The sequence below is a fragment of the Eubacterium multiforme genome, from assembly GCF_030813415.1.
Classification (GTDB): Bacteria; Bacillota; Clostridia; order Clostridiales; family Clostridiaceae; genus Clostridium; species Clostridium multiforme.
Genome location: NZ_JAUSUF010000005.1, coordinates 136,582 through 161,457 on the forward strand (window position 1 = coordinate 136,582; position 24,876 = coordinate 161,457).

General features: G+C 27.0%; 24 protein-coding genes, 1 tRNA gene and 1 riboswitch. Of the genes, 20 read left to right on the plus strand and 5 right to left on the minus strand.

Features of this window, described 5'->3' with window-relative positions; genetic code table 11:
• Positions 1–14 precede the first annotated feature (14 nt).
• The 9 genes from J2S18_RS09130 to J2S18_RS09170 all read left to right on the plus strand — a co-directional run bounded on the left by J2S18_RS09130 (position 15) and on the right by J2S18_RS09170 (position 7,042).
• The gene (locus tag J2S18_RS09130; protein ID WP_307486037.1) at positions 15–722 is read left to right on the plus strand and encodes a sigma-70 family RNA polymerase sigma factor; all 708 of its coding nucleotides are present in this window, start codon (positions 15–17) and stop codon (positions 720–722) included.
• A gap of 10 nt (positions 723–732) precedes the next feature.
• A complete protein-coding gene (locus J2S18_RS09135) occupies positions 733–1,506 on the plus strand; it encodes a flagellar hook-basal body complex protein (protein ID WP_307486040.1) in 774 nt (257 codons plus the stop codon).
• Positions 1,507–1,516: 10 nt separating this feature from the next.
• Positions 1,517–2,278 carry a flagellar hook-basal body complex protein gene (locus J2S18_RS09140; RefSeq protein WP_307486043.1) on the plus strand — a complete coding sequence of 254 codons (762 nt, stop codon included), beginning with the start codon at positions 1,517–1,519 and terminating at the stop codon, positions 2,276–2,278.
• A gap of 15 nt (positions 2,279–2,293) precedes the next feature.
• The gene (locus tag J2S18_RS09145) at positions 2,294–3,178 is read left to right on the plus strand and encodes a FliM/FliN family flagellar motor switch protein (protein WP_307486045.1); all 885 of its coding nucleotides are present in this window, start codon (positions 2,294–2,296) and stop codon (positions 3,176–3,178) included.
• A 3-nt stretch (positions 3,179–3,181) separates the two neighbouring features.
• Positions 3,182–3,445, plus strand: a complete 264-nt coding sequence (gene fliN, locus J2S18_RS09150) for a flagellar motor switch protein FliN (protein ID WP_307486048.1) — start codon at positions 3,182–3,184, stop codon at positions 3,443–3,445.
• Between the two features lie 127 nt (positions 3,446–3,572).
• On the plus strand, positions 3,573–4,400 hold the full coding sequence (locus J2S18_RS09155; RefSeq protein WP_307486049.1) for an AIM24 family protein: 828 nt from the start codon (positions 3,573–3,575) through the stop codon (positions 4,398–4,400).
• A gap of 87 nt (positions 4,401–4,487) precedes the next feature.
• Positions 4,488–4,784, plus strand: a complete 297-nt coding sequence (locus J2S18_RS09160) for a YerC/YecD family TrpR-related protein (RefSeq protein WP_307486052.1) — start codon at positions 4,488–4,490, stop codon at positions 4,782–4,784.
• Between the two features lie 97 nt (positions 4,785–4,881).
• Positions 4,882–6,228, plus strand: a complete 1,347-nt coding sequence (glmM, locus tag J2S18_RS09165) for a phosphoglucosamine mutase (RefSeq protein ID WP_307486055.1) — start codon at positions 4,882–4,884, stop codon at positions 6,226–6,228.
• 307 nt (positions 6,229–6,535) lie between these two features.
• Positions 6,536–7,042: a GNAT family N-acetyltransferase gene (locus J2S18_RS09170; protein WP_307486057.1), complete on the plus strand. Its 507-nt coding sequence runs from the start codon at positions 6,536–6,538 to the stop codon at positions 7,040–7,042.
• A gap of 55 nt (positions 7,043–7,097) precedes the next feature.
• Here J2S18_RS09170 and thiT read toward each other — a convergent pair whose 3' ends face one another.
• Complete coding sequence (gene thiT, locus J2S18_RS09175) at positions 7,098–7,796, minus strand: energy-coupled thiamine transporter ThiT (RefSeq protein WP_307486061.1); 699 nt, start codon at positions 7,794–7,796, stop codon at positions 7,098–7,100.
• Between the two features lie 34 nt (positions 7,797–7,830).
• A riboswitch (TPP riboswitch) is annotated at positions 7,831–7,931 on the minus strand.
• 208 nt (positions 7,932–8,139) lie between these two features.
• Here thiT and J2S18_RS09180 point away from each other — a divergent pair.
• Genes J2S18_RS09180 through J2S18_RS09190 form a run of 3 tightly spaced genes read left to right on the plus strand, consistent with a single transcriptional unit; the run spans position 8,140 to position 10,310 of the window.
• Entirely contained in the window at positions 8,140–8,976 is an 837-nt protein-coding gene (locus tag J2S18_RS09180) for a metallophosphoesterase (protein WP_307486063.1), read from the plus strand.
• A 32-nt stretch (positions 8,977–9,008) separates the two neighbouring features.
• Positions 9,009–9,632: an HAD family hydrolase gene (locus J2S18_RS09185; RefSeq protein ID WP_307486066.1), complete on the plus strand. Its 624-nt coding sequence runs from the start codon at positions 9,009–9,011 to the stop codon at positions 9,630–9,632.
• 45 nt (positions 9,633–9,677) lie between these two features.
• On the plus strand, positions 9,678–10,310 hold the full coding sequence (locus J2S18_RS09190) for a cyclase family protein (RefSeq protein WP_307486069.1): 633 nt from the start codon (positions 9,678–9,680) through the stop codon (positions 10,308–10,310).
• A 34-nt stretch (positions 10,311–10,344) separates the two neighbouring features.
• Here the strand turns inward: J2S18_RS09190 and J2S18_RS09195 are convergent.
• Positions 10,345–10,420 (minus strand) — tRNA-Met (locus J2S18_RS09195).
• Positions 10,421–10,621: 201 nt separating this feature from the next.
• Here J2S18_RS09195 and J2S18_RS09200 point away from each other — a divergent pair.
• Entirely contained in the window at positions 10,622–11,842 is a 1,221-nt protein-coding gene (locus tag J2S18_RS09200) for a collagen-like protein (RefSeq protein ID WP_307486072.1), read from the plus strand.
• 132 nt (positions 11,843–11,974) lie between these two features.
• Here J2S18_RS09200 and J2S18_RS09205 read toward each other — a convergent pair whose 3' ends face one another.
• The 3 genes from J2S18_RS09205 to J2S18_RS09215 are packed head-to-tail and all read right to left on the minus strand — an operon-like array spanning position 11,975 to position 16,042.
• On the minus strand, positions 11,975–13,846 hold the full coding sequence (locus J2S18_RS09205) for an ABC transporter ATP-binding protein (protein ID WP_307486075.1): 1,872 nt from the start codon (positions 13,844–13,846) through the stop codon (positions 11,975–11,977).
• On the minus strand, positions 13,833–15,572 hold the full coding sequence (locus tag J2S18_RS09210) for an ABC transporter ATP-binding protein (protein ID WP_307486078.1): 1,740 nt from the start codon (positions 15,570–15,572) through the stop codon (positions 13,833–13,835). Before J2S18_RS09210 ends, J2S18_RS09205 begins: the two co-directional genes overlap by 14 nt.
• Positions 15,573–15,586: 14 nt before the next feature.
• Positions 15,587–16,042, minus strand: coding sequence for a MarR family winged helix-turn-helix transcriptional regulator (locus J2S18_RS09215; protein ID WP_307486081.1), 456 nt, complete (start codon positions 16,040–16,042; stop codon positions 15,587–15,589).
• A 198-nt stretch (positions 16,043–16,240) separates the two neighbouring features.
• On the opposite strand from J2S18_RS09215, the gene J2S18_RS09220 reads away from it, so the two are divergent.
• From J2S18_RS09220 to J2S18_RS09250, 7 genes are all read left to right on the plus strand, one after another.
• Complete coding sequence (locus J2S18_RS09220) at positions 16,241–16,501, plus strand: GIY-YIG nuclease family protein (protein WP_307486084.1); 261 nt, start codon at positions 16,241–16,243, stop codon at positions 16,499–16,501.
• Between the two features lie 515 nt (positions 16,502–17,016).
• Positions 17,017–18,843, plus strand: a complete 1,827-nt coding sequence (glmS, locus tag J2S18_RS09225; RefSeq protein ID WP_307486167.1) for a glutamine--fructose-6-phosphate transaminase (isomerizing) — start codon at positions 17,017–17,019, stop codon at positions 18,841–18,843.
• 72 nt (positions 18,844–18,915) lie between these two features.
• Complete coding sequence (locus tag J2S18_RS09230; RefSeq protein ID WP_307486088.1) at positions 18,916–19,071, plus strand: hypothetical protein; 156 nt, start codon at positions 18,916–18,918, stop codon at positions 19,069–19,071.
• Positions 19,072–19,255: 184 nt separating this feature from the next.
• The gene (locus J2S18_RS09235; RefSeq protein ID WP_307486090.1) at positions 19,256–20,803 is read left to right on the plus strand and encodes a leucine-rich repeat domain-containing protein; all 1,548 of its coding nucleotides are present in this window, start codon (positions 19,256–19,258) and stop codon (positions 20,801–20,803) included.
• A 165-nt stretch (positions 20,804–20,968) separates the two neighbouring features.
• Positions 20,969–22,384, plus strand: coding sequence for a leucine-rich repeat domain-containing protein (locus tag J2S18_RS09240; protein ID WP_307486092.1), 1,416 nt, complete (start codon positions 20,969–20,971; stop codon positions 22,382–22,384).
• Positions 22,385–22,584: 200 nt separating this feature from the next.
• Positions 22,585–24,117, plus strand: coding sequence for an ATP-binding protein (locus J2S18_RS09245; RefSeq protein WP_307486095.1), 1,533 nt, complete (start codon positions 22,585–22,587; stop codon positions 24,115–24,117).
• Positions 24,118–24,132: 15 nt separating this feature from the next.
• Positions 24,133–24,834, plus strand: coding sequence for a response regulator (locus J2S18_RS09250; protein WP_307486097.1), 702 nt, complete (start codon positions 24,133–24,135; stop codon positions 24,832–24,834).
• The last annotated feature ends 42 nt before the right edge of the window (positions 24,835–24,876 follow it).

Sequence of the window (24,876 nt, forward strand, 5' to 3'; positions counted from 1 at the left end):
GGAGGTAACTTAAAATGGATAAGGAAAAGTACATATTAGAAAATATTAACCTTGTTAGATATATTGCAGCTAAATATAAAAATAATAGTATTGGAATAGAGTATGAAGATTTAGTAAGTTATGGAACTATGGGTCTTTTGGAGGCATTTAATACTTTTGATGATACTAAGGGCTGTAAATTTTCAAGTTATGCTAGTTTAAAAATAAAAGCTGCAATAATAGATGAAATAAGAAGACAATCACCTATATCAAGAAATGATGTTACCAAAATAAATAATTATAATGATGCAGTTTTTAATTTGCAAAATAAATTATTTAGAGAGCCAACGGATATTGAAGTTTCTAAGTATTTAAATATAAATTTAGATGAAGTAAAGAAAATTGAAAATAGTATTTATAAAATGAGTATTACCTCTTTAGATAATATTATTTTTGAAGGAAATACTGATATTAGTTTAATTGATACTATAAAAGATGATGAGAAGAAAACTCCATCAAGTATTGTTGAAGATGAAGAAAAAATAGAAATTTTAGCAAAGGCTATAGATAGTTTAAAGGAACGATATAAATTAATTTTATCTTTATATTATTATGAAGAACTTACCTTAAAAGAAATAGGAAGAATATTAGAAATATCTGAATCTAGAGTATCTCAATTACATAGTAAGGCAATTGTTAATTTAAGAAATGTAATAAAGAAAATGAATTATAACATAAATTAGGAGGACTAATATGCTAAGAGGAATGTATTCATCAATATCTGCTATGCTTAACCTGCAAACAAAGCAAGAAGTATTAAGTAATAATATAGCAAATATAAAAACAACAGGTTATAAAAGCGAGGATGTTATATCAAAGGCTTTTGATGATATGGTATTAAGCAATAAAGATAGATATGTAAATGGAAAAGGTAGAAGACAAAATTTAGGAACTTTAAATCCTGGAGTTAGAGTTGATAATATAAATACTGATTATTCTCAAGGATTAATTGTTGAAACAAATAATGATACAGATTTTTCAATAGAGGGAAAAGGTTTCTTTACTATAAGAGATGAAAAGGGAAATACAAAGTATTCTAGAGATGGTGGATTTAGAATAGATAGGGATGGATATTTAGTTAATAGTTCAGGATATCAAGTTATTGGAATAAATCAAAATAACAATAATGTAGAACCAATAAGAGTTGGAAGAGCTAAAATCACTATGGATAAAAATAATAATATTTTATTAGATTCAAAGGTGAGTTATAAGTTTAATATAGTAGATTTTAATGATTATAAAACTTTAAAAAAAGCTGGACAAAACTTAATAGAAGGGGAAAATCCAACTAAAGTTAATAATTATAAAATACAAAATTGTCATAAAGAAAGATCAAATGTTGATATTATTGATGCTACAACATCATTAATGGTTAATTTAAGAGCCTTTGAAGCAAACCAAAAGGTGGTTCAAATAATGGATTCCACTTTAAGTAAAATAGCTAATGAAATAGGGAATGTCAGGTAGGTGAATTTATATGTTCGATATAATTAATATTGCTAGAAATGGTATGGGAGCAAACCAAGATAATATAGATGTAATATCAAATAATATTGTAAATGTTAATACTGTAGGTTATAAAAAGTTAGATACCAAATTTGAAGATTTAGTTAGAAAAAGTATGAAGGGAGATTCCTTTCCTATAAATGATAAAAATACAAATATAGGGACAGGTTCTAGGGCAACTGAAGGGGTTAGATGTTTTAATCAAGGAAGTGTAATTAAAACTGATAAAAGTAGTAATTTAGCAATAGACGGAAATGGACTATTTAGAGTAATTAAAAATGATAATACATATGCTTATACTAGAAATGGTAAATTTGATATAGATTCTAGTGGACAATTAGTAGATAGTAATGGAAATATATTAGATATGCAGTTTATCGGAAATAATAATTATTCTAATATAGGGCTTAAAGATAATAATTTTATTATTAATAAATTAGGAGAAGTATTTGTTAATGATAATAAGGTTGCTGATATTAATACATATAAATCTGATGGAAATATGGATTTTTTATCAATTGGTGATAATTTATATTCTCCTAAAAACGGAGCAAAAATAAGTATAGAAAAAAATCGTAATATTATGCAAGGATATACTGAAATGTCAAATGTTAATCTAGGAGAAGAAATGACTAATTTAATGACAACTCAAAGAGCATTTCAATTAACTAGTAAAAGTTTTAAGGTAGCAGATGATATGTGGTCTATGATAAATAATTTACAATCAAGATAAGAAAGAGGATAAAATATGAATGATGTACGATTATATGACTTTAAGAAAAGTGAAAAGTTTTCTATAGAAAATATAAGACATCTAGTAATGATGAATGAAGAATTTTGCAAAACTTCAAACTTACAAATAAGCTATGAAACAAAAAAAGAAGGATTTAAATTACAGTTAGAAACAAGCAATCAAGTTAGTTATGATGATTTTTTAGAAATAACAAAAAAAGATGATATTATAATTGAATATAATATTGATTCTAATGTTCAAAATTTAACTTTGTTTATAGAGAAAAGTGTTGTACTTAGTTTAGTAGACTTACTTTTAGGTGGAAGTGGTATTGTTAATGATAATGATAGAGAACCTACAAGTATAGATTTAGAACTTATAAGATACTTATTACAAAGTCTATTACAAAGAATATATTTACCATATCAATATAATAGTGTAGAAATATCAAATATATATACAACTCCAGCTCAATATCAAAGACTTACAGGTAAAGATATTGTATTTGAATCAATAATTGGAGCTACAGTTAATAATAACAATATTGGTAAAATGAAATTTTGTACACCTTATAAAAGCATGGAATCTGTTATAAATACTTTAGTAAATATAAATGTTATTTCAGAAGAGGAAGAAAACTTAAATGATATTTTTTCTAATGAAATTTTTGAGTATGTAAAAAATGTTAATATGGATATACAAGCTAAACTTGGAACTATAAATATAAATATAAGTGATTTATTAAAGCTTCAAGAAGGAGATGTAGTCCTTTTAAATCAACAAATTAATGATGATATTATAGTTAGTGTAGGTGGAGCAGATACATATAAAGCAAAGTCTGGAATAGTAGGTGTTAAAAAAGGTGTTCAAATAACTGATATTATTAGTAGGGAGAGATAAAATATGATAGATAATATAGCTAGAATACTAGATATACCAATAGAAGTAACGGCAGTATTAGGAAGAACAAAAATGTCATTAAATGAAGTTTTGTCACTTGGAAAAGGATCTATAATTGAATTAGATACTTTAGAAGATGCAGAGGTGGAAATACTTGCAAATGGTAAAAAAATAGCATATGGAAAAGTTGTAGTTTCTAAACAAAACTTTGGAATTAGAATAACTAAGGTTTTAGATTCAGAAAACTTAGTTAAAACATTAAAATAAATCATGAAGAAATTTTAAGAGCTATACATAATTAGTAATTTATTGAATAATTAAAGGAGATATGTCTATAATTTAGATATATCTTTTTTTTATACATATTAAATTAGAAATGATGAGAGGTTTTATTATGAGGACAAGCTTAAAATTTGAAAATAAATTAACAATGATTGCACAAATGACAAATGATTCAAGGTTTCAAGTTTTAGAATATGATGAATTAAAAGGAGCTACTGAAGTAGATACAGCCTTTGATTTAAATACAATAAATGAATCTGGTATTAAGCTTAAACAAATAAGAATATTATTAGATGATAGCAGAGTTAAGATAGAAAGTGGAGCCTTAAGTTATATGAAAGGTGATATTGACATAATTAATAAAACAGGAGGGGTTTTTGGTTTATCTAAAAAATTCATTTCAAGTAAATTAACAGGTGAAGAAATGTTTAAACCAACTTATTCAGGTAGGGGAGAGATATTTTTAGAACCTTCTTTTAAACATTATGCATTAGTTGAACTTGAAGATGATTGGATAATTATTGATGATGGACTTTTTTTAGCTTGTGAGAAAGGTATTGAAATTTCTCCAATTAGTCAAAAAAATATTTCATCAATGCTTTTTGGAAAGGAAGGCTTATTTCAAACTAAAATATATGGATCTGGAATAGTTGCATTAGAACTTCCTGTTCCAGAAGATGAGATTTTTAGATGTAAGTTAAATAATGATACATTAAAAGTTGATGGAAGTTTTGCAATACTTAGAAGTGGAGATATTGAATTTTCAGTTGAAAAATCAGCAACAACAATAGTTGGAAGTACAACAAGTGGAGAAGGCTTCTTGAACGTTTATAGAGGTACTGGTGATGTATGGCTTGTTCCCACTAAAGTGGTATATGACAAAATGAGAGAACTTAATATAAAGGAAAATTTTAAAGATGAAGATTTTAACGAAAAGTAATGAATGTTACAGTTATATGATAAAGAAATGAATTAATAAAGTAAAAATGATATAATGTTAATAGAATATATCATGGAGGATTTTATTATGAACTCAGTTAATTCAAAGATAAAGAGCAAAGAGATGGATATTCTTTTTGAAGCTATTTTAAAATTGGAAAATAAAGAGGAGTGCTATAAGTTTTTTGAGGATGTTGCAACAATAACAGAAGTTAAGGCTTTAGCTCAAAGAATGTATGTAGCTAGACTTTTAAAGGAAAAGAAAACATATACTGAGATTGCTGAGATTACAGGAGCAAGTACGGCTACAATAAGCAGAGTTAATAGATGCTTAAATTATGGAAGTGATGGATATAATCTTGTTTTAGACAGGATTAACCTTTAAAAGTTGTCAATAAATAAATAAAATATTATACTATATAGTAGTTAAAAAAGTTAGAATTTTAAATGTAAAACGAAATAGAAGAAAGAGGTAAAATTTTATGGGTAGAATGTTTGGAACTGATGGAGTAAGGGGAGTAGCAAATACTGAACTTACAGCAGAACTTGCATATAATCTTGGAAGAGCAGGAGCATATGTATTAACAGAAGCAGCGCACAAGCCAAAGATATTAGTTGCAAAGGATACAAGAATATCAGGAGATATGTTAGAAGCTGCTTTAGTTGCAGGTATATTATCAGTTGGAGCAGAAGCTGTTATTTTAGGAGTAATACCAACTCCAGCAGTAGCACATTTAACTAGAGAATATGGAGCAGATGCAGGAGTTATGATTTCAGCATCACACAATCCTGTAGAATATAATGGAATAAAATTTTTCAATAGTAATGGATACAAACTTTCAGATGATTTAGAAGATGAAATACAAAGAGTAATAGAAACAAACTTTGAGGGAGTACCAAGTCCAACAGGTGTGGATCTTGGAAGAGAAGTAGTTGAAGTTTCAGCATTAGATGATTATATTGAATTTGCAAAAAACACAACATCAACAAGCTTAAAGGGAATGAAAATAGCTCTAGATTGTGCAAATGGTGCATCTTATGAAGCATCAGTTAAGGCATTTAGAGATTTAGGTGCTGATGTATATGTAATAAATGATAATCCAGATGGTACTAATATTAATGAAAAATGTGGATCAACTCATCCAGAAGAATTAATGGACTATGTAGTTAAAAAAGGCTGCGATTTAGGTTTTGCCTTTGATGGAGATGCTGACAGATGTTTAGCTGTAGATGAAAAAGGAAACTTAATTAATGGAGATTTTATATTAGCATTATGTGCAAAACATCTTAAAGATATTGGAAGACTAAAAGATGATACTTTAGTTGTTACAGTAATGAGTAATTTAGGATTAAATATTGCATGTGAAAAATTAGGAATTAAAACTTTAAAAACTAAAGTTGGAGATAGATATGTACTAGAAGAAATGAGAAATGGTGGCTATGTTCTTGGTGGAGAACAATCAGGTCATATAATATTCTTAGAATGTAACTCAACAGGAGATGGGTTAGTTACTGCACTTCAAGTTGCATCAATAGTTAAGAGAAATAATAAAACTTTAAGTGAATTATGCTCAATAATGAAAGAACTTCCACAAGTATTAGTAAATGCTAAAGTTCCTAATGAAATGAAGGATATTTATTTAAAGGATAAAGAAATAATAGAAGAAATTGAAAGAATGGAAAAATTAATGGATGGAAAAGGAAGAGTTTTAATAAGACCTTCAGGTACAGAACCATTAGTTAGAGTTATGCTAGAGGGAGAAGATCAAGAGGAAATTGATAAATTAGCTCATAATCTAGCAAATATGATATTAGAAAAATGTAAGTAATTTTTTATAATAAGGACTACTAATAAGTGAAATAATCATTTATTAGTAGTCTTTTTTTGCAAAAAATATAATAAGAAATTATTTTTGTAAATAAAATCAATTTAATTACATTTAATTCATTTTTATTGATTTTTATTACAGCTATAAGATAAATGTAGGTAAACAAAGATAAAATGAGATAAACCTTATTAAATTATATGGATTAGGATTGAATTAATTACAAAATTTAACTGAAAGGTTACAATAAAAAAGGTTGAGTTTTTTTGAAGATTAATTAAAACTACTATAAATTTAAGAGGTGAAACAAATGAAGGGGAACAATATATCATTAAGGCAGGAAGTTTTTAGGAATGATGCATTAATGATTGTTGATTGGTTAAATGATTTTGAAATTATTAGATATTTAAATGAAGAAAGCCAAATTTGTAGGCATATTAAAAATATGGTTGAAAGTTGTAATAATCCAGTTCTTACTCCAATTTTTAATCAAAGAGGAAGTTTTTTTATGATTGATAAAAGAGAAGAACCAATAGGATTTTTAAAGCTAGTTCCTAAAGGAGATAAGGCAGAGATAGTAATTGCAATAGGAAATAAAGAGGAATGGGGAAAGGGTATAGGTCCAAATGCAGTACTTCAAGGATTAAAAACTGCATTTTTTGATTGGAGAGTTGATGAAGTTATAGCTAAAGTTAAGTATGATAATAATAGATCTAGGAGAGTATTTGAAAAGATAGGTTTTGAATTGGAGAAAAATTTAGATAAAGAAGTACAGTATAATTTAACTATGATGGACTTTTTCAAACAGATAGCTTAGATTTAAAAGTAAATAAATTAAAAAATCCCCTAAAAAGGGGATTTTTATTTTAAGTTTAAGCACTTACAGGCTTAAAACTAACATAGTCTGGATTTACCATTCTAATGATTCTTTCTGTTGGTATTAATTTTAGTATAACCATACAAATAACCATTTCTGCTCCAATTAATGGAAGATTTACTGAAAGTGAATAAAGCACAACTCCCATTCCAGCAGGAGCATAGGAACCAAAGAATACAACTCCTGAAATAAAGTGACATAAAAATTTAGCAAAAAATGCTACAAATACACCAAGCATCCTTCTATTTTTGAAAAACTTAAATCCAGCTAGTCCCATTGCTAATGATGGTAGTGGATAGTCAAATAACATTTGTAATGGATGGATTATAAATGGGTCTGTTAATAAATTTATTAATCCATACAAAAATCCAGTTAAAAATCCAATTTCTTTACCATAAGCAAAGGCTATAATTAATATTGGAACCATACAACCTAAAGTAATGCTACCTCCTTGAGGGAATCTATAAAGTCTAAATACATTAAGTATAGTTGCAAGGGCTAGTGCAATTCCAATATGAGTTATAATTCTAGCATTAAGTTTAATTTTTTTAATTTTAAATAATGCAATAAATATAACTAAACAAGCTATTATTGTAAGTATTGTCATAGGATCCTTAATAATAGTTTCAAATTTCTTTGGGAGATTAGTATATAATTTACTAAATCTTGCACCCCAGTCTGTAAAAAATTCCATAAAAAAAACCTCCTATACTGTGCTAGAAGGACGTATGAAAACTTAATTGCTTTCCTACGCTGGTATTAACCAGATCAGGTTAAAGGGTTAATGCTTAAAGCATCTCTCAGCCAAATGGCACCCCTAGCACATTTATAAATTAATATTATATTTTATATTATCTATTGTAGTCTTAATATATTAAAGTGTCAATAAATTGAAATTATGTAAAGACAAAATTTTAAATTTAAAAATAAAATATATAGTTTATTATTGAATAAAATATAAGTATTGGAATTTATATTATAAAATTTAACTTATAATGATAGTATTATAAGGAGAAGATATCTTTAGGGGGAATTAAATGGGGTATTATAAAAGTGAAACGAAGGTGAAAAAAGTGATTTATATTTTAATATTTATAATAATGTTAATAATAGTTTTTCTATATACTCAAAATAATTGGTTATCTATAAATGAAATAGATATAAAAGAACATAAATTAGAATTAAATAAAGATTATAAAATTGTGCATTTAAGTGATTTACACAATAAAATGTTTGGGAAAAATCAAAAAAGATTAGTTAAGAAAATAGAACAATTAAAACCAGATATTATAGTTTATACTGGGGATATTGTAGATAGTTATGATTATAATGAAGAGCCAGCTTTTATACTGATGGAAGAGATATCTAAGATTGCACCAGTTTATTATGTAAGTGGTAATCATGAAATTAGAATAGGGAATTATGATTACTTAAAAAAGGAATTAATAAAAAGAGGAATTAATGTACTTGATGATGAATTAGTTAAATTAAAGATAGGGAAAAATACTGTAGATTTAATTGGGTTAAAAGATGATATGATTTATAATCTTCCTGTTAATCTTAAAAGTATATTAGAAAATAATATTAGTGATAATTATAAAATTTTACTTTGTCACAAACCAGAAATTTATAAGTTTTACGATAATAGTAATGTAGATTTAGTTTTTACAGGTCATGCCCATGGCGGTCAGATAAGAATACCATTTGTAGGAGGGATAATTGCACCAGAGCAAGGTCTTTTCCCTAAATATACAGAAGGTGCTCATAAGTTTAAAGACACAACTCTTGTTATTAGTAGAGGACTTGGAAATAGTGCATTTCCTTTTAGAATATTTAATAGACCAGAAATAGTATTAGTAAATTTAAAGGCATAGAAATAAATTGTGTATAGATGGGGGAGAGTAATTTGAAGAAGTATAAATATATAATATTTGATATAGATGGTACTATATTAGATACAGAAAAGATGAATTTAATTCCACTTCAAAGATTAATTAAAGATGTTAAAGGAATTGATATAAAATATGAGGATTTAATTTTTGCATTAGGACTTCCAGGAATTAAGACTTTAGAAAAATTAAATTTTGACAATATTGAAGATAATTATTCAAAGTGGGTTCAGTATGTAAATGAGTATGAGTTAGGAGCAGAGCTTTATAAAAATATTGATAATGTAATAAGTAAACTATATAAAAATAAAATTAAAATGGCAATTGTAAGTTCAAAGACTAAAGAGCAATATGATATAGATTTTATGGATAAGGGCTTACATGATTTTATGGAATCAGTAGTATTAGCTGATGATACAAAAAATCATAAGCCAAATCCAGAACCAATATTAAAGGCAATAGATGAGCTACATGCTAAAAAGGAAGAGTGTATTTATATTGGAGATACATTTTCAGATTATATGTGTTCAAAAAATGCTAATATTGATTTTGGACTAGCTTTGTGGGGATGTAAAAATAAAGATGGAATAGATGAAGCAATAGAACTTAAAGAGTCTGAGGATTTATTAAAATTAATATAAATATATTTTCATAAATAAATAGTAACTCTTAGAGGAGAATGTAAAATGGATATTTTTGATTTAACTCATTTTATAGAAGATAAGATGACTGCTTATTCAGAAGAAGAAAAAGCAAAAATAACAACTTTGGCAACTATAAAAGAAGATGGATATAATGTATTAAAGATTAAATTAGCAACTCATACAGGAACTCATATAGATTTGCCAAAACATATATTTGAGGATGGAATTGGACTAGATGAAGTTAATTTAGAAAAATTTATAGGTAGAGCTATTATTATTGACTGCAGAAATGTAAAAGTTATAGATAAAGAGTTTTTGATTAATTATATAAAAGAAATAGAAAATGTAGAATATTTAATATTAAAGACAGGATGGGAAAAATATTGGAATAAAAATGAGTATTTTAGTGAATATCCTATATTAAGTGTTGAAGGAGCCAATTTCCTAGGAAATATTGAAAGTTTATGTGGAATTGGAGTAGATTGTATATCAATAGATGAAGAAAATAATGAAGAACTAATAAATCATAAAATATTATTATCTAAAGGGAAAATAATAATAGAAAATTTATGTTCATTAAATAAAATAAATTCTAAGTTTAAAATAATATTAGCGCCATTAAAATTAAAAAATGTTGATGGTTCACCAACAAGAGTATATGGAATTGTAGAATAAAAAAAAGATAGTTTAAAAAAACTATCTTTTTTTATGGTTGCGGGAGCAGGACTTGAACCTACGACCTTCGGGTTATGAGCCCGACGAGCTACCAACTGCTCCATCCCGCGATATTATATTGTGCTTTTTGCCATGAGTTAACTATACTCTTAATAAATATCTTTGTCAACTTAATTAATAAAATAATTGTTAATTATATTTTATTAATCTATTTAAAGAGGGTGTATTTTTATATTCTTGTCAACCTTATATTAATCTTTTTATATATTAATAATAAGATATTAACTTTAAGATGAATAAGGAGGGTAACTATGAAGATTAAAGTCACACCCATTGAAGAGAGACAGTTTTTAAATGGAGATAGTAAAGAAATATGTGACAGATTAGTAGTTTGCAATTGTAATAATAGATGTAATTGTAATTCAACCAAATGCTGCTTTTTATTGAGATTTGATATAGATAAAAAATTTTCATGTATTGATAGAAATTTAATTAGACTTTATTTGTTTTTTGATAATTTAAGATTTGTAAGAAGTATGCTAATTAAATTACGTGTAAGAATTTTAGATGAAAGGAAAGCTGTTATAGTTGAGAGATGTGTTAGAAGTAGAATAAATGAATTTGATGAAGGAAGATATATATCTATAGATTTATCAGAATTATTTAGAGATAGTTGTATTAATAGAATTGATGAAATTCTAATAGATGTATCAGCTGATAGCAATGGTGTTGCTATATTTAGTTCTAGCAATACTCGTCATAAACCATTCTTATATTTAAGAGATTTGTGTTGCTCAACAGGACCAACAGGACCAACAGGGGCAACAGGAGCGACAGGAGCAACAGGAGCAACAGGGCCAACAGGAGCAACAGGAGAAACAGGAGCAACAGGAGAAACAGGAGCAACAGGACCGACAGGAGTAACGGGATTAACAGGGCCAACAGGAGCAACAGGGGCAACAGGAGTAACAGGAGCAACAGGAGAAACAGGACCGACGGGACCAACAGGACCGACAGGAGCAACAGGACCAACAGGAGTAACAGGACCGACAGGACCAACAGGAGCGACAGGGCCAACAGGAGCAACAGGACCAACAGGAGCAACAGGAGCGACAGGAGCAACTGGAGAAAATGATCCTGCTGAATTTGCTTCTTATGTTAAGCGAAGTAGCATTAGACAAGTAAATGGAAAATTAGAACTTTTTAATGATATAGTAGTTAATAATTCATCAATTATAACTAATACAAATAATACCTTAACTGTAAGTGAAGCAGGGGATTATAGAATAACTTTTAGTATTATAATTCCTCAATGTGTGCTGCTTTCTTTCTTAAGAATAAATGGAATAGAAGAAGGAAATATTATACCTTTATTTGGTAGAATGAATTTTCCATATACAGCTGTATTTGATAGGATTGTAAGGTTAGAAGCTGGGACAGTAATATCAGTTACTATGAGTAATCAGGTAACTTTAAATCTTCCAGTAGCAGGAGAAAATATAGCTTATTTTTCAATTATTAAAGTTGTATAAGAAGATTTTAGGTAGTCTAATATAAAAAATAAAAGAGTGCCGAAATTTTATAGGCACTCTTTTTGTTGCTAAGTAAGTCTTAATAGATAGGTAAAATCATCACTTACTAAAATATAGGATTACATCTAAATATTAAGCCGTAATTTCATCTTGAGAAAACTGGCTATTATAAAGATCTGCATAAAAACCATTTTCTTTAAGTAATTCATCATGGGTACCTTGTTCTATAACATTACCATGATTCATAACTAAAATTAGATCTGCATCTTTAATTGTTGAAAGCCTATGGGCAATAACAAAGTTTGTTCTACCTTTCATAAGTCTTGTCATAGCATTTTGAATATAAGTTTCTGTTCTTGTATCAACAGAACTTGTTGCTTCATCTAATATTAATACTTTTGGATTAGCAAGTATTGCTCTAGCAATAGTTAATAATTGTTTTTGTCCTTGAGATATATTTGAAGCTTCTTCATTTAATATTGTGTCATATCCATTAGGTAATGTTCTTATGAAGTGGTCTGCATGAGCAGCTTTTGCAGCTCTAACAATTTCTTCAAAGGTAGCATCTTCTTTACCATAGCCAATATTATCTTTAATGCTTCCATTAAATAGCCAAGTATCTTGAAGAACCATACCAAACATACTTCTTAAATATCCACGACTGAATTTTGTTATATCAACACCATCAAAAGTTATTTCTCCACCATTTAATTCATAAAATCTCATCATAAGATTTATTAAAGTTGTTTTACCAGCACCTGTTGGACCAACAATTGCAATTGTTTGACCTTCTTTAGCAGATACTTGCATATCTTTCATTAAAATTTGATCTTTTTCATAACCAAATTTAACATGTTTAAAATCAACATTTCCTTTAGGGTTATCAAGAGTTAATGGATTAATAGGATCACTAACTACCTCTTCTTCATCTAATATTTCTAATACTCTTTCAGTTGAAGCCATTGTTGATTGTAGGATATTTGCAATGTTTGCAGTTTGATTAATCATTTGAGTAAACTGTCTTGAGTATTGAATAAATGATTGAATATATCCAACACTTAACTTATTTTTAGTAACTAATATACTACCAACAACTGCAATAATTACATAACCTATATTATTAATTAAATTCATTAAAGGCATAATTAAACCTGACATAAATTGTGCCTTCCAAGAGGAACTATATAGTTTATCATTAATTTCATCAAATTCTTTAATTGCTTTCTTTTCATGACCAAAAGCTTTAATTACAGTATGACCAGTATAAACTTCTTCAACGTGTCCATTAAGTTTACCAAGTTCCCTTTGTTGATTTGTAAAGAATTTTTGTGATTTACCAATTATAGGTCTAGTTGCAATAACACAAATAGGAAGAGTTAAAACACATATTAATGTTAATAAAGGACTTATTGTAAGCATCATAATTGTAATACCAATCATTGATATTATAGCTGTAATTAATTGAGTTAAACTTTGTTGAAGAGTACTACTTATATTATCAACATCATTTGTAACTCTACTTAATATATCTCCCTTAGAATTAGAATCAAAATATTTCATTGGAAGCCTATTTAACTTTTCATCAACATCACGTCTCATGTCTCTAACAGTATTTTGAGCAACTCCAGCCATTATATATTGTTGTAAATACATAAATGTAGCACTTAATATATAAAAGAATAAAAGTAGTAAGATATAATGTGTTAATTTTGAAAAATCAATTGAAGCTCCAGGAATTCCTTTAAATTTAGCAATCATACCTTCAAGTATTACATTAATAGTTTCTCCAAGTAATTTTGGACTAAATACAGTAAAGGCTGTACTTATTATAGCCATAAAAATTACAGAAATTAATTTAATTTTATGAGGTTTTAAATATTTTAAAAGTCTTATACCTGTTCCTTTGAAGTCTTTGGCTTTTTCGCCACCCATTGCTACTCTGTGGCCACCACCATTTCCTCCCATAAAGCCAGGTTGTTTTTTATTATTTTTATCTATGCTCATTTGAAAGTTCCTCCTCTGAAAGTTGTGATGAGGCAATTTCTTGATAAATTGCACAGTTTTTAAGTAATTCTTTGTGAGTACCTATACCAACAATTTTACCTTCGTCTAAAACTAATATTCTATCTGCATCCATTATTGTACTTACTCTTTGAGCTACTATAATAACAGCAGAATTTTTAGTTTCACTTTTTAAGGCAGCTCTAAGTTTTGAATCTGTCTTAAAATCTAATGCTGAGAAGCTATCATCAAAAAGATAAACTTCAGGTTTTCTAACTAAAGCACGGGCTATAGCAAGTCTTTGTTTTTGACCACCTGAGAAATTTTTACCACCTTGTTCAACTATTGAGTCAAATCCATTTTCCTTTTCAGAAATAAATTCATAAGCTTGGGCTATTTTAGCTGCGTGAATTAAATCTTCATTTGTTGCATCTTCTTTACCATATTTTAAATTCTCACTAATGGTTCCAGAAAATAGCATAGCCTTTTGAGGAACAAATCCAATTTTACTTCTAAGAGTATCTTGAGACATATTTTTTATATTAATTCCATCTACTAATATTTCTCCCTTTGAAACATCATAAAATCTTGTTATAAGATTTAATATAGTAGATTTTCCAGAGCCTGTACCACCAATAATTGCAGTAGTTTCACCTGGATTAGTTTTAAAGGATATATTACTTAATGCTGGATTTTCAGCACCAGGATAGAAGTAAGATACATCTTTAAATTCAACATATCCATTTTCAGTACTTTCATTTATTAGGTTATTAGAATCATTAATGCTAGGTTCCATTTTTAAAACTTCATTTATTCTTTCAGCAGAAGCAGAAGCTCTAGGAATCATTATAAATAGCATACTTACCATTATAAGTGAGAACATTATTTGCATTACATATTGCAAGAAGGCCATAAGATTACCAACTTCCATAACACCGCTATTTATTCTATTTGCACCAAACCAAAGTATTGCAACAGAGGTTAAGTTTAATATAAGCATTAATAAAGGCATTAGTAATGCAGTTATCTTATTTACTTTTATTGCATTATTAGTAAAATCATCATTTGCTTCATCGAATCTCTTCTTTTCAAAGGATTGTTTATTAAAAGCTCTTATAACTCTTATACCAGTAAGGTTTTCTCTTAAAATTTTATTTATTTTATCAAGTTTAACTTGCATTGCTTTAAATAGTGGCATACCTTTTTTACCTATAAATAGTATTGTAATAATAACAATAGGCATTGAAACTAAAAGTATTAATGAAAGTTTTTTATTAACTGAAACTGCCATTATAATACCACCAATACATGTAAGTGGAGCAGTTACCATCATTCTAAGAATCATAATAACAACCTGCTGTACTTGGTTAACATCATTTGTTGTTCTAGTAATAAGGGATGCAGTACCAATTGTATCAATTTCATTTAATGAAAAAGTTTCTGCTTTAGTAAATATATTTCTTCTTAAATCTCTACCAAGTCCCATTGAAACTTTAGATGAAATAAAACTAGCAAATATTGTACAGATACTTCCTATGAAAGCTATACCAATCATAATTCCACCAATTTTTAGTATATAGTTAACATCTCCATTTATTATGCCTGTATCTACAATTTTTGATAATAAGGTTGGAAGATATAATTGAGCCATAGTTTGAATAAATAAAAGTATTAATATAAATACTAATTGCTTGCTATAAGGCTTTAAATGTTTAAATAATTTCAACATATAAAATTCACTCCTTAAGTAATATTTTGTGTCTTTTCTTTATGATTTTTTAAGTTGTTTTTTACCTTATTTAATAGCTCCTTTAAAGAGTCTATTTCTTTTTCTGTAAAGTCGTTTAAGCAAATATTATCAATATCAGTGACTATAGCTTTAAGTTCAACACAAGCGTGTCTTCCTTTTTCAGTTAAATGTATCCTTGAAATTCTCTGATCATTCTCATCTGAAGTTCTTTTTATAAAGCCTGATTTTTCTAACCTTTTAATCATTACAGTTATAGTAGCAGGTTTTAAATTTAAATTTTTTGCTAGCTCTTTTTGACTTAAGCCATCATTAGCATATAATGCATATAAAAGAGGTGGTTGCCCAGGATATAAGCCTTCCTTTTCTAATGTTGTATGGCTTAAAGAAAAATGTAATCTTATTACTTCCCCTAGTAGTTTATGGAAAGAAAAATCAATTTTAGAATTCATAATAATACTCCTTTCTAAATTAGTTAGTCGTCTAATCATTTATTTATTGTAGTACTATTTTTTAGAAAAAACAAGTAGTAATTTTATGAATTTTATCTTATTAAATTTTATATTTACATATGTAAGACATTATCGACTTAAAAAAGTTTTTATGTTTTAATTTTAATAAAGAAATATTTATAAAAGGTGATAAAGTAAATGAATTATGTTTATATTATAAAGTGCAAGGATAACTCATTATATACAGGGTGGACTAATAATTTAGAAGAAAGATTTAAGGCCCATTCAGAAGGTAGAGGTGCAAAGTATACTAGAGGTAGAGGCCCATTAGAGTTAGTTTATTTTGAGGAATATGAAAATAAAATTGATGCAATGAAAAGGGAATTTAAAATTAAAAAATTAAATAGAAAAGATAAACTTATTTTAATTAATAATTTTAATAAAAGTGGAAAAAAATAATAGATTTTGTATCAATATCTCAATGACAAAATATTTTAATTATATAGACAAAGAAAAAAATTATGATAAAATAATCATAGGTATAAAGTTTTATAGAAAAAGGAAGTGAATGTTATAGAAATAAATTTTTAAAAAATAAAAAAGCGCCAGAACTTAAGTGGTTCCCTTAAGCAAATGGAAGATTTGAAGGGGAGTTAAAGAGGAAACTTAAAAAGAAAGCTATCGCATTCTTTTTGAGTAAGTTCATCTAGCCAAATCGAAGATTTGGAGACTCACTTAAGTTGACGAGGTTGGGAGTTATCGAAACTTTTCGGCGGGTGCCCCACGGTATCGCACTACCGTTAACAGCTAGCAAAACTATGAAGCAATTTATAGCACAAATCTAGCTTGGTGTTAAAACCTTCATTTTAAGGTTTTTATAGTCCTAGGATTATTGTACCTATTTTTACTTTAGCTAGGAGAAAACTTTAAAGAAGATGAAAATTAAATATTTAGATACGGAAGGAAGATTTTTTATGTGCGGAATAGTAGGATATGTTGGTAAAGGACAAGCAACAAATTTTTTAGTAGAAGGACTATCAAAGCTGGAGTATAGAGGATATGATTCAGCAGGAGTAGCTGTTATAGAAAATGGAGAAATTCAAATTAGAAAGCAAAAAGGACGTCTTGCTAATTTAGAAGGAAGCCTAAAGGAAAATCCTATGGAAGGAAGTATTGGAATTGGTCATACTAGATGGGCAACTCATGGAGAACCATCAGATGTTAATTCTCATCCACATTTAAGTTCAAAGGGAGATATTGCTGTTGTTCACAATGGTATTATTGAAAATTATATTGAACTTAGAGAATTCTTAAAAGGTAAGGGATGTAAATTTATTTCTGAAACAGATACTGAGGTTATACCAAACCTTATAGAGTACTACTATGAAGGAGACTTATTTAAAGCAGTAGTTAGAGCTTCAAAGGACTTACAAGGAAGTTTTGCAATAGGAGTTATTTCAAATAATGAACCTAACAAACTTGTAGCTGTAAGAAAAGATAGTCCATTAATAGTTGGATTAAAAGAAGATGAAAACTTTATTGCATCAGATATACCAGCAGTTTTAAATTATACTAAAGATGTTTATCTTTTAGAAGATAATGAATTTGTGGTTATTACAGAAGAAGGAGTAAAACTTCTTGATGAGAATGGCAATAATATAGATAAAGAAGTATTTAAGGTAACATGGAATGCAGATGCCGCTGAAAAAGGTGGATTTGATTCATTTATGTTAAAGGAAATTCATGAGCAACCAAGAGCTATTAAGGATACTATGACTTCTAGAGTATCAATGGAACATGGCATTTCTTTTGATGATTTTAAAATATCAAAAGAAGAATTAGAAAACATTGATAGAATTTATATGGTAGCTTGTGGAACTGCATATCATGCATGTCTTATGGGTAAAGCTTCAATAGAAAAGTTAGCTAGAATACCAGTAGAAGTTGATATAGCATCAGAATTTAGATATAGAGATCCAATAGTTACAAATAAATCACTTGTAATTGTTCTAAGTCAATCAGGAGAAACAGCTGATACTTTAGCAGTTCTTAGAGATTGCAACAAAATGGGAGCTAAAACTTTAGCTGTTACAAATGTTGTAGGAAGTACAATTTCAAGAGAAGCAGATCATGTTATATATACTATGGCAGGACCTGAAATATCAGTAGCTTCAACAAAGGCATACACTACACAAGTTGTTGTAATGCATACAATAGCAATGTACTTTGGAGAATTACTTGGAAAGATAAATAAAGAAGAAATAAATAACTTAAAGAAGGAATTATTATTAATTCCTGAAAAGGTTGAGGAAGTATTAAAAGATACAGAAAAAGTTAAAGAAATTGCAGAAGAAATAAAAGACGAAGATGATATATTTTTCTTAGGAAGAGGAATGGATTTTGCTCTTGCATTAGAAGGATCATTAAAATTAAAAGAAATATCATATATACACTCAGAAGCTTATGCAGGAGGAGAACTAAAACATGGACCAATTGCTTTAATAGAAAGTGGTACAAAGGTTGTTTCAGTTCTTACTCAAAAGAACCTAATTGACAAAATGATTAGCAATGTTGTTGAAATAAAATCAAGAGGAGCAATTAACTTTGGAATAACTTTTAAAGGTATGGAAAAGGTTCAAGAAGTTTTGGATAGAGTATTATTTATACCTGAAACTATTGATATGTTTGCTCCAATTCTTGCAGCTATACAGTTACAATTATTAGCTTATTATGTTGCAAGCCTTAAAGGATTTGATATAGATAAGCCAAGAAACTTAGCAAAATCAGTAACAGTTGAATAAAATCTAAAATTTAGTGGTATAATAAAAGTGTTGAATAGTAAAAATTACCATATAGGTTAGGAGATGTTTTTTGTGAGAGAGAAATTGATGAAGCTTATAAATGAGTATAAAGAAACAGGTGACAGTCTTAATAGTGGGTTAGAGTGGATGCCTGATAATGATTCAGCAAGGTCAAAAATCGAAGTCATCAACATGATTGTTGAAGATTTAGAAAATATAATAAAATAAATTATTTGAGATTTAAGCTTATACATTTTAATTAAAATGTATAAGCTTTTTTGTTTTTTACAAAAGTAAAATATTGATGAAATATATTAAAATAAAATATTAAAGAATTTTATGAACAAAATATTGTCTGAAAAATTTTTATATGTAAAATAGTAATTACTTTAAAAGATATTGGAGGATTAAAATGAATAAAAGAATAAAAGCAATTATATTAAGTGTTACTATGGTGAGTGTAATGGTTATTCCTAGTATTAAAGGATATGCAGATGAAATAAGAAATACTTCAACTAGTGTTTCAAGAGAAGCCAATATAGATTCAGTAACTAACACAGATATTAATTTAAGAAATAAATTAAATAGTATATTAAGACAACCTGAAGGGGCAAATATAACTAAAGCTCAATTAGCAAGTATAAAAGAATTAAATTTAAATAATTCTAATATAACTAGCTTAAATGGATTACAACATTGTACAAATTTGAAAAAGTTAGATATTAGTGATAATAAAATTTCAGATTTAACACCATTAGCAGGTTTAAAAAATTTAGAAGAAATATCAGGAGAATATAATAAAATTTCAGATTTAAATCCATTAAAGGGATTAACTAATTTAAAATTCTTATATTTAACTGGTAATAAAATAGAGAATGTTGATGCATTAAAAGGATTAAATAAACTTATAAATGTACATTTAATTTATAATAACATTAAGGATATTTCACCATTAAAAGGATTAAAAAATATAGGTGTTTTATATTTAAATGATAATAAGATAGAAAACATAGAAGCTTTAAGAAATTTAAAAGGTTTATCAACTTTAGAATTGAGTAGCAATAAGATAAAAAATGTAGAACCTTTAAAAGAATTAAAAGGTGTATATGTATTAAATCTAGCAAATAATGAAATAAGCGATGTTAGTCCACTTAGAGATTTAAATAAATTAGGTAGACTAGAGTTAAATAATAATAAAATTAGTGATTTTTCACCTCTTGAAGGAATGGATATAAAAACAAAGAATTTTTCAAATCAAAAGGTAGAAGCAGTTGTAAAACCAGTAGAAAAGAAGCCAGAAGCACCAAAGGAAACTAAGCCAACTACTCCTGTAGAAAAGAAAGAAGAAACACCAAAGGTAGTTGCAGAAGAGCCTAAAGTGGAAACTAATAAAGTAACTGAAACAGCACCAAAGGTAGAAAAAGAAGTTGTTAAGCCAGTAGTACCAGCGACTACAACAGAAAAGAAGGAAGATTCAAAGCCAGCTATAAAGCCTGTAGAAAATAAGGAAGAATCAAAGATAGTTGAATCACCAAAGACAGAAGACCCATCAATAAGCATAAAAGAAGAAAAATCAGAATCAAAAGTAGAGATCAAAAAAGAAGAAGTTAAAAAAGAAATTAAATCAGAAAAAGATAAAAATGGTGAAGTAGTACAAGGTAAAGAGGAAATTAAGAAAGAATTTTCATCAGTAAGAGAAGGCTATGAAGAATATAACTATGAAATTATAGATGAAAATGATGCACAAGAAGTTAAGGCAATAAAGGCTGAAAAGAAGAATGAAGCAGTTAAAACTGAAGTTAAGAAAAAAGAAGTTAAAAATGCTTCTGAAACATCAAAAAACAAGGAAAAGGAAGCAATAAAGTTACCAGCTACAGGAAAGATGTACAACACAGCTATTATAGGAGTTAGTGGATTATTAGCTCTAATAGGTGGAATGTTATTAAAGAAGAGAATGTAGTTAAGTTAAAATTAAATTTTAGAAAGACTAATGAAAATTAGTCTTTTTTTTATAAAATTTTAAATTTATATTAAAGATTTTAAAGATTTTTATGAACAAAATATTGTTTGAAAAAATTTTATATGCAAAAATATTAATTACTTTAAGATATATTGGAGGATTAAAATGCATAAAAGAATTAAAGCAATTATATTAAGTGTTACTATGGTAAGTGTAATGGTTATTCCTAGTATTAAGGGATATGCAGATGAAATAAGAAATACTGCAACTAGTGTTTCAAGTGAAGTGAATATAGATTCAGTAACTAATACAGATATTAATTTAAGAAATAAATTAAATAGTATATTAGGACAAGCACAAGGTGCAAAGATAACTAAAGCTCAATTAGCTAAGATAACAAAATTAGATTTAAGAAATTCTAATATAACTAGTTTAAATGGATTACAACATTGTATAAACTTAAAAAAATTAAATATTGATGGTAATTATATTTCAGATTTAACACCATTAAGAAATTTAAAAAATTTAGAAGATTTATCAGCAGAATATAATAAAATAAAGGATTTAACACCATTAAAGGGATTAACAAATATAAAATTCTTGTATTTAACTGGTAATAATATAAGTAATATTAATCCAATAAAAGGATTAAAAAAATTAATAAATTTACAATTAATGTACAATGAAATCTCTGATATTTCTGCATTGAAGGAAATAGGAAGTTTAGGTGTTTTATATTTAAATAGTAATAAGATAACAAATGTAGAAGCTTTAAGAAATTTAAAAGAGTTATCAATTTTAGAATTAGATAACAATAAAATAAAAAATATAGAACCTCTAAAAGGGTTAAAAGAAATATATGTACTAAGCTTACGTAGAAACCAAATAAGTGATATTAGTGCCGTTAGTGGATTAACTAAATTAACAAGATTAGACTTAGAAGAAAATAGAATAAAAGATTTTTCACCTATTCAAAATATGAATATAAGAGAGACATATTGTACAAAACAAATTGTATCTTTAAAGGAAACACCTATAAAAGAAAATAATGTAGCAACTATTAAACCAGTAGAAAATGTTTCAACAAAGCCAAAGACAGAAGAGAAAAAAGAAGTTGTTAAACCAGCTAAACCATCTAAGAACGTAGTTAAAGAAACTACTAAACCAGTAGTTGCTCCTGTAGAAAACAAGGAAGAGTCAAAAGTTGTAGAGACTCCAAAGACAGAAACAGAAAGCTCAGTAGTAAATGTAAAAGAAGAAGCTAAGAAAGAATTATCATCAGTAAAAGAAGAATATAATTATGAAATAATAAATGATAATGTTAACTTAGATGATGAAAATGATGCACAAGAAATTAAAGAAATCAAAGCTGAAAATAATAAAGAAGTAGTTAAAGCTGAAACTAAGAAGAAGGAAGCACAAAAGAAAGAAACTAAAAATACTTCTGAAGTATCAAAAAATAATAATAAAAAGAAAGCTATAAAGTTACCAGCTACAGGTAAGATGCAAAATGGAGCTATTATAGGAATTAGTGGATTACTAGCTTTAATAGGTGGAATCTTATTAAAGAAGAGAATGTAATAAACTTAAAATTAAATTATTATTTACAATAATGGAGAAAGACTAAATTTATTTAGTCTTTCTTTTTGTTAATTAAATATTATATAATAATAAAATAATAGAAATAGATTGAAAATAAATTAAAGTATTGTCAGAATATAAGATATAAAGTTATATAATTAAAAAAGGATGTGATTTTAAAGACTAAGAGTCTTTTTATTATGAAGTTAAGTAAAAAAATACGAATATTAACAGTGGTAATAGTATTAGGCATATTAGGTTTTTTAAGTGTTGCTTCAATAAATTATGTTGAAGATGAATTAAAAAGCCAAAAAACAAAAAGCTTAATAAAAATTGCTAATATAATATCTGTAAATAAAAGAATAGGTAATTATTTAGATACAGGAAATAAGAAAGAATTAAAGAAAACTTTAGAGGTTATAAAATCTAAAATAAAAGTGCAATTTATAATAATTACAAATAGCAAAGGAATAATACAAACCCATCCTTCAGGTTCTAAGATAGGTATAAAATCAAATTGCAAGGATATTGATAAAGTATTAAAAGATAAAAAAAGTATTATTTCAGAATGGAATAATGAATTTGGTAATTCATTAGTAGCCTTTGAACCAATATATAAAGAAAATAAATTTTTAGGGATTGCATGTGTAGGAATATCTATAAATGATTTAAAAAATGAGTTGTCAGACTTTTTAATTAATATATTACCAGTTTTCATAATGACAATAGTTCTAGCAGTTATAGGATCAGAGCTTATAGCAAGAAACATTAAAAAATCAATATTTGGATTAGAGCCTAATGAAATAGCTTTATTATTAAAGCAAAAAGAGTTAATAATAAATAATATTTATGATGGATTAATAGCTGTAAATGAAGTTGGTGATATAACATTAATAAATGATAGAGCAAAGGATATATTAAAGATAGAGAATGAAAGTGAAGTATATTTTAAGATTAAAGAATTATTAATGGAAGTATTAAGTAAGAAAAAGAATATACTTAATTTAGAAATGAGATTACCAAAGGGAATAACTATAATGAGTAACTTCTCCAGTATATTGGATGGAAAAGATAATTTACTTGGTGCAATTGTAACATTCCAAGACTTAACAATAGTTACTCAAATGGCAGAGGAACTTACAGGAGTTAAAGAACTTACTTGGGATTTAAGGGCACAGAATCATGAGTTTTTAAACAAGCTTCAAACTATTGCAGGGCTTATTCAATTAGATGAAGCAGATAAGGCTTTAGAGTATATATTTCATACAGTTGAGGTTCAAGATGATTTAATAAAGATTTTAAGAAGAATAGATAATACATCACTTCAAGGATTAATTTTAGCAAAATATAATTCTGCAGTAGAAGGTAAGATAAACTTTGAATTAAGCAATAGGTCATACATGAAAGAATTACCTAATAATATAAATGTTCAAGATTTATTATGTATAGTTGGAAATCTTCTTGAAAATTCTATTGAAGAAGTTAAAGGGAACAAGGATTCTTTTATATCATTAGAAATAACCCAAATAGATAAGCTAGTTATAGTTGTAAAAAATAATGGCTCTAGAATATCAGAAGATATAATAGAAAAAATATTTGAGAGAGGATTTACAACTAAAAAAGGTGAAAGAGGATTTGGGCTTTACTCAATAAAGGAAATTATAGAAAGTTCTAATGGAAAATTATTTCTAAGTTCAGATGATGATGTTACAGAGTGGAAAATTGAAATTTAAAAAGGAGGATATAATATGATTAAGGTTATGCTAGTTGAAGATGATAAAATGGTTAGGGAAGTAAATAATAAACTTTTAATGAAAATAGATGGTTTTGAAATTATTTCAGAAGCAGGTAGTATCAAAGAGGCTAAAGAAAACATATTGAAAAGGGTACCTGATTTAATACTTTTAGATATATTTTTACCTGACGGAAAAGGTGTAGATTTATTAAAGTGGATAAGAAAAGAAGAATTAAAAATAGATGCAATACTTATATCTGCTGATAATTCATTAAGTACTGTTGATGAAGCTTTTAAATTAGGAGCAGTTGATTATTTAGTAAAGCCTTTTATTTTTGAAAGATTTGAAAAGACATTAGTGAAATATAGAAATAGATTTAGAGAGTTTAAAGAGAAAGATATACTTAATCAAAAAATTATAGATAATTATATATTAAATAATGTAGAAGATAATGATACAAAAAGTACAAATAATTATTATGAAGTAACTAAAGGAATAAATGAGAACACATATAATAAAATATGGAAATGTGTAATGTTAAATAAAGATAAAAAGTTTACATCAGATGATTTATCTTCCCAAACAGGACTTGCCAGGGTAACAGTTAGAAGATATTTAGAGCATATGTGTAATGAAAAGAAATTAAAATTAACTCTTGAATATGGGAAAATAGGACGACCAGTTCATTACTATAAATTATTTGAAGATAAATAATTTAATATATAGCTAGTTATTTAGTAATATATTCTTTAGGTT

Excerpts from the sequence above, each read along its gene's own strand:
- J2S18_RS09190 (WP_307486069.1), top strand. The coding sequence starts at position 9,678 with ATGGATATTTTTGATTTAACTCATTTTATAGAAGATAAGATGACTGCT.
- J2S18_RS09245 (WP_307486095.1), top strand. The coding sequence starts at position 22,585 with ATGAAGTTAAGTAAAAAAATACGAATATTAACAGTGGTAATAGTATTA.
- J2S18_RS09170 (WP_307486057.1), top strand. The coding sequence starts at position 6,536 with ATGAAGGGGAACAATATATCATTAAGGCAGGAAGTTTTTAGGAATGAT.
- J2S18_RS09215 (WP_307486081.1), bottom strand. The coding sequence starts at position 16,042 with ATGAATTCTAAAATTGATTTTTCTTTCCATAAACTACTAGGGGAAGTA.
- J2S18_RS09160 (WP_307486052.1), top strand. The coding sequence starts at position 4,488 with ATGAACTCAGTTAATTCAAAGATAAAGAGCAAAGAGATGGATATTCTT.
- J2S18_RS09140 (WP_307486043.1), top strand. The coding sequence starts at position 1,517 with ATGTTCGATATAATTAATATTGCTAGAAATGGTATGGGAGCAAACCAA.
- J2S18_RS09180 (WP_307486063.1), top strand. The coding sequence starts at position 8,140 with ATGGGGTATTATAAAAGTGAAACGAAGGTGAAAAAAGTGATTTATATT.
- J2S18_RS09130 (WP_307486037.1), top strand. The coding sequence starts at position 15 with ATGGATAAGGAAAAGTACATATTAGAAAATATTAACCTTGTTAGATAT.
- glmM (WP_307486055.1), top strand. The coding sequence starts at position 4,882 with ATGGGTAGAATGTTTGGAACTGATGGAGTAAGGGGAGTAGCAAATACT.
- J2S18_RS09250 (WP_307486097.1), top strand. The coding sequence starts at position 24,133 with ATGATTAAGGTTATGCTAGTTGAAGATGATAAAATGGTTAGGGAAGTA.
- J2S18_RS09205 (WP_307486075.1), bottom strand. The coding sequence starts at position 13,846 with ATGAGCATAGATAAAAATAATAAAAAACAACCTGGCTTTATGGGAGGA.
- J2S18_RS09155 (WP_307486049.1), top strand. The coding sequence starts at position 3,573 with ATGAGGACAAGCTTAAAATTTGAAAATAAATTAACAATGATTGCACAA.
- J2S18_RS09200 (WP_307486072.1), top strand. The coding sequence starts at position 10,622 with ATGAAGATTAAAGTCACACCCATTGAAGAGAGACAGTTTTTAAATGGA.
- J2S18_RS09210 (WP_307486078.1), bottom strand. The coding sequence starts at position 15,572 with ATGTTGAAATTATTTAAACATTTAAAGCCTTATAGCAAGCAATTAGTA.
- J2S18_RS09235 (WP_307486090.1), top strand. The coding sequence starts at position 19,256 with ATGAATAAAAGAATAAAAGCAATTATATTAAGTGTTACTATGGTGAGT.
- glmS (WP_307486167.1), top strand. The coding sequence starts at position 17,017 with ATGTGCGGAATAGTAGGATATGTTGGTAAAGGACAAGCAACAAATTTT.
- J2S18_RS09135 (WP_307486040.1), top strand. The coding sequence starts at position 733 with ATGCTAAGAGGAATGTATTCATCAATATCTGCTATGCTTAACCTGCAA.
- thiT (WP_307486061.1), bottom strand. The coding sequence starts at position 7,796 with ATGGAATTTTTTACAGACTGGGGTGCAAGATTTAGTAAATTATATACT.
- J2S18_RS09220 (WP_307486084.1), top strand. The coding sequence starts at position 16,241 with ATGAATTATGTTTATATTATAAAGTGCAAGGATAACTCATTATATACA.
- J2S18_RS09240 (WP_307486092.1), top strand. The coding sequence starts at position 20,969 with ATGCATAAAAGAATTAAAGCAATTATATTAAGTGTTACTATGGTAAGT.
- J2S18_RS09145 (WP_307486045.1), top strand. The coding sequence starts at position 2,294 with ATGAATGATGTACGATTATATGACTTTAAGAAAAGTGAAAAGTTTTCT.
- fliN (WP_307486048.1), top strand. The coding sequence starts at position 3,182 with ATGATAGATAATATAGCTAGAATACTAGATATACCAATAGAAGTAACG.